This is a genomic window from Candidatus Protofrankia californiensis (assembly GCF_900634765.1).
In the GTDB taxonomy this organism is placed as follows: domain Bacteria; phylum Actinomycetota; class Actinomycetes; order Frankiales; family Frankiaceae; genus Protofrankia; species Protofrankia californiensis.
Map to the genome: position 1 here is coordinate 1,838 of NZ_CAAAFT010000434.1, position 5,004 is coordinate 6,841.

Here is a 5,004-nt window from a genome sequence, read left to right on the forward strand (position 1 = left end):
ACCTCGACCTGCGCCCCATCCCGGTCGACGGGCAGGTCGAGCACGCTGAAGTCGCTCCCGGCGCATTCACGCGCAACAGCAGCCTGGTCCCGGTCGACGGCCAGGGCCAGTACCGTTGGTCCGGAACCCGACAGGACAGCTGCCAACCCCGCCGCCCGCAACCGGGCGAGCAGATCACGGGTCTCAGGCATGGACGGCAGACGATAGGGCTGGTGCAGCCGGTCGTCGGCGGCCGCCAGCAGCGCATCCTGCCAGGACACAGCGCCCGGCCGGACGTGCTGATTCCCGGCAGGCCGATTGTTGACAGGCTGGGCGTAATCATTCCGATTGTCGCAACACTGGTACTCGCCCACCGGGCCAAAAGCAGCGCCATCGTGATTTTCCGGCACTCGGAGTCCCGGGGAGGCTGTCGCACAGGCACAGGCACAGGCGCCGTCGGGCCGGGCCCGCAGCGTCCCCGACATCACCATCGCCAGCAGCGCGGCACGCCCGGCGTTCATCGCCGCGTCCGCGTGGGACACTCCCGCCGGCAGAGCCACCCGTGACTGTGCCGTCAGCTGACGGCGGGCGGGAACGAACACGACCGGCCGCAGGTCGTCGGGGGGATCGGTACGGGCCACCCGCGGCGGACCGTCGGTGCCGTACCAGGCGACGGTGAAGCCGCCGTAGAGGGCGGCGGCGACGTTGTCCGGATGCCCTTCGATCCCGCAGGCGAGCGCGAAGACCTCCGGGATACTCGGACAGCCTTCGCCCAGAGCGCTCGCAGCCAGTAGGCCGGCCACGATCGCCGCGGCCGACGAGCCCAGGCCACGGCCGTGCGGGATGCGGTTGACGCAGGTCAGCCGGATCCCGGCCGGCGCGGTGCCGGCCGCGGCGAAACCGGCCCGCAGGGCCCGCACGACCAGGTGGGTCTCGTCGCGGACGCCGTCGTCCTCACCGGTGACCTCGATCGACAGACCGGGGCCGGTGACGGTGACGGTGAGCTCGTCGTGGAGGCCGAGCGCAAGGCCGCAGGCGTCGAAGCCCGGACCGAGGTTGGCGCTGGTCGCCGGTACCCGTACCCGGACCGTGGTCGAGGGCCGCGGCGGTGCCGGACGACTCACGACCGCTGCAGGTCGAGGGCAGCGGCCGCGGCTGCCACCGTCGCCGGTATGGTCACCGGCTTGGCCGCCCCGCTGATCGCCCATTCGGGGTCCTTCAACCCGTTGCCCGTCACGGTGCACACCACCCGCTCGCCGGCCTCGATCAGGCCTGCGGCCCGCGTCTGCAGCAGCCCGGCGACGCTCGCCGCGCTGGAGGGCTCGACGAAGACGCCTTCCCGGTGCGCGAGGAGTCGGTAAGCCGAAAGGATCTGGCGGTCGGTCACCGCGTCGATCCCGCCGCCGGAGGCGTCCCGGGCCTGCAGGGCGAAGTCCCACGACGCGGGGTTGCCGATCCGGATCGCCGTGGCGATCGTCTGCGGCCGGGTCACCACGCTTCCGCGCACGATGGGAGCGGCACCGGCCGCCTGGAAACCGTGCATGCGAGGCCGCCCGGCGCCGTCCCGTGCGTCCTCCTCGACGTAGCCACGCCAGTAGGCTGTGATATTCCCCGCATTCCCGACCGGCAGGCAGTGGACGTCGGGTGCCGAGCCCAGATCCTCGACGATCTCGAAAGCGGCGGTCTTCTGCCCCTCCAGGCGAAACGGGTTCACCGAGTTGACAAGGGTGACCGGGAAGGTATCAGCAAGATCACGAGCGACCCGCAGGCAGTCGTCGAAGGAACCGTCGAGCTGCAGCAGGCGGGCCCCGTGGACGAGCGCCTGCGCCAGCTTCCCCAGAGCGATCTTGCCGTTTGGCACCAGAACGGCACAGGTGAGCCCCGCCCGGGCGGCGTACGCGGCAGCGCTGGCACTGGTGTTGCCCGTGGAGGCGCAGATCACCGCCTGCGAACCCGCCTCGACCGCACGGCTGATGGCCATCGTCATCCCGCGGTCCTTGAACGAACCGGTCGGGTTGGCGCCCTCAACCTTGAGATGAACGTCACACCCGGTCAGTTCGGACAGGTGAGCCGCGGGCAGCAGGGGGGTCCCGCCCTCCCGGAGGGAGACGACCGGCGTGTCCGGGGAGACCGGGAGCCGATCGCGGTACTCCTCGATCACTCCGCGCCACACCCGCCGTGCCCCGGCAGTCCGGGGCGCCCCAGCAGCCTGCGCTCCCCCGACAGCGGCGTCCACGCCCGGTCCGGCCGTCATGGCTGCGTGCGCCGCCATGCCTGCCCGTGCCGTTGCCGGCGATGTCGCTTCATGCGATGTTGTCGTCACAGCTCGCCCCCCTCGACCCGCATCACGCTCGCGACCGCGCGCACGACGTCCAGTTCCCGCAGCTCCTCGACGGTCGCGGACAGGGCCGCGTCGGTAGCCGCATGTGTGATCAGGACGAGACTCGCATCGTCACCGTGACCGTCCTGGCGAACACTCTGTATGGACACGTCCTGGCGCGCGAACGCGGCAGCGACCGAGGCGAGCACCCCAGTCTTGTCCGTCACGTCCAGATTGATGTGGTAACGCGTCACGGTCGCGCCCATCGGCAGGACCGGCAGGTCCGCGTATGCGGACTCCCCCGGGCCCCGCCGCCCGGCCAGACGGTTGCGCGCCACCGCGACCAGGTCGCCCAGCACCGCGGACGCCGTGGGCGAACCGCCGGCCCCGCGACCATAGAACATCAGCTGGCCGGCTGCCTCCGCCTCGACGAACACGGCGTTGAACGCGTCCCGGACCGCCGCGAGCGGATGCGCCCGCGGGATCATCGCCGGATGCACGCGCACGCTCACTCCGGGTGCGTCCGGTGACCGTTCGGCGATGGCGAGCGCCTTCACCGTACAGCCCATGGCGCGGGCGCTGCCGATGTCCGCGGCGGTGACGTCGCCGATTCCCTCCCGGTGGACGTCGTCCAGGGTCACCCGGGTGTGGAACGCGAGCTGCGCGATGATCGCCGCCTTTGCCGCGGCGTCGAAACCGTCGATGTCCGCGCTGGGGTCGGCCTCGGCGTATCCGAGCGCGGTCGCCTCCTCGAGCGCCTCGGTGAACCCGGCACCGGTCTCGTCCATCCGGGTGAGGATGTAGTTGGTGGTGCCGTTGACGATGCCGAGCACCCGGCGGACCCGGTCACCGGCAAGGCTTTCCCGCAGCGGACGCAGGAGCGGGATCGCGCCGGCAACCGCCGCCTCGTAATACAGGTCCACACCGTGCGCGGCAGCCGCGTCGTAGAGCGCGGCACCATGGGTGGCCAGCAACGCCTTGTTCGCCGTCACCACCGACTTTCCCGCGCGCAGCGCCGCGAGCAGCCAACTGCGGGCCGGTTCGATGCCGCCGACCACCTCCACGACGATGTCGACGTCGTCCCGGGTCGCCAGACGTTCCGCGTCCCCGGTGAAAATGGCCGGGTCGACCGGGAGGTCTCGGACGACGGAGGGACGGCGGACAGCCACGCCGGCCAGCTCCAGGGGCGCGCCCACGCGGGCGGCAAGGTCCTCGGCATGGGTGTGCAGGAGCCGGATGACGTCACCGCCGACCACACCACACCCCAGCAGCGCAATCCTCATCATCGCCGGTTCCTCATCGCGGATTCCTCAACCATGGATTGCTCACCGTGCGCCCGTCCCGTCCTCGTCACCGACGCCGGGACCCGTGACGCCGCCGACGCCGTTGTCGGCGTCGGCGTCGTCGACGTCGAGGCGCAGCAGGTCGGCCTCGGTCTCCCGGCGGACGATCACCCGGGCCCGCCCGGCACGGACCGCGACGACCGGCGGCCGGGGAACATGGTTGTAGTTGCTCGCCATGGACCGGTGGTACGCCCCGCTCGCCGGCACCGCGACAAGGTCCCCGGGCCGGACGTCAGCCGGCAGCGAAACGTCGTGCGCGACCACGTCGCCGGACTCGCAGTGCTTACCGACCAGCGTCACCACATGCGGCGCGGACGAGCTGCGTCGCGACACCAGCCGGGCGGTGTAACGCGCGTCATACAGGGCGGTGCGGATGTTGTCGCTCATCCCGCCGTCGACGCTGACATAGGTACGCAGTCCGGGCAGCTCCTTGACCGTTCCCACCTCGTACAACGTGATCGCGGTCGGGCCGATGATCGCCCGACCGGGTTCGACCGCCAGCCGGGGGACGGCCAGACCGGCCGCAGCGCATTCCTTCCCGACGATCGTACGGAGCCGGTCGGCGACATCGGCGACGTCCAGCGGCGCGTCCTCACCGGTGTAGGCGATACCCAGGCCGCCGCCCAGGTCGAGTTCGGGTGGTTCGACCCCGTGCGCGTCGCGGACGGCGGCCAACAGTCCCACCATCCGGTGCGCGGCCAGCCCGAAACCGGCGGTGTCGAATATCTGCGAGCCGATGTGGGCGTGCGTTCCGGCGAGTTCGAGATGGTTGGACGCGGCCAGCACCCGCCTGATCGCCTCGGCCGCGGCACCGCTGGCCAGCGAGAAGCCGAACTTCTGGTCCTCCTGCCCGGTGGCCACGTAGTGGTGGGTGTGGGCCTCCACCCCGGGCGTGACCCGCACGAACACCCGCTGGCGGACACCTGCCCGCGCCGCCACCTCGATCAGACGGGAGATCTCCACGAACGAGTCGACGACGATCCGCCCGACCCCGTAGGCGACCGCGCGCCGCAGCTCGGCGGTGGACTTGTTGTTGCCGTGGAAAAGCAGCCGTTCGGGCGGAAAGCCCACCGCCTGGGCCACCGCCAGCTCACCGCCGGTACAGACGTCCAGCGAGAGCCCCTCCTGCGCCACCCAACGCGCGATCGAGCGGCACAACAGCGCCTTTCCGGCGTAGTAGACGTCACCCTCGGCGAAAGCCGTCCGCCATGCTCGGGCGCGCGCCCGGAAGTCCTCCTCGTCCAGGACGTAGGCGGGAGTGGCGAACTGCGCCGCAAGCGCGTCCACCCGCAGCCCACCGACCCGCAGGACACCGTCGGCGTCCAGGGCCGCCGACGCCGGCCAGAGCCCGTCCTCCAGCGG

General features: G+C 71.5%; 4 protein-coding genes. All 4 read right to left on the reverse strand.

Annotation, left to right across the window (positions count from 1 at the left end; all coding sequences use genetic code 11):
* Positions 1-1,103, reverse strand: a 1,103-nt coding sequence (locus tag DD1DGNOD_RS28345; protein ID WP_241255923.1) for a homoserine kinase, incomplete at its 3' end; no start/stop codon positions are given.
* Complete coding sequence (gene thrC, locus DD1DGNOD_RS22425; protein ID WP_241251777.1) at positions 1,100-2,302, reverse strand: threonine synthase; 1,203 nt, start codon at positions 2,300-2,302, stop codon at positions 1,100-1,102. The genes DD1DGNOD_RS28345 and thrC, both read right to left, overlap by 4 nt.
* Positions 2,299-3,582 (reverse strand): homoserine dehydrogenase, encoded by a 1,284-nt coding sequence (locus DD1DGNOD_RS22430; protein ID WP_131768439.1) that lies wholly within the window; start codon positions 3,580-3,582, stop codon positions 2,299-2,301. The genes thrC and DD1DGNOD_RS22430 overlap by 4 nt, the downstream gene beginning before the upstream one ends.
* 42 nt (positions 3,583-3,624) lie before the next feature.
* A partial coding sequence (gene lysA / locus DD1DGNOD_RS22435) for a diaminopimelate decarboxylase (protein WP_206443366.1) occupies positions 3,625-5,004 on the reverse strand: 1,380 nt, incomplete at its 5' end.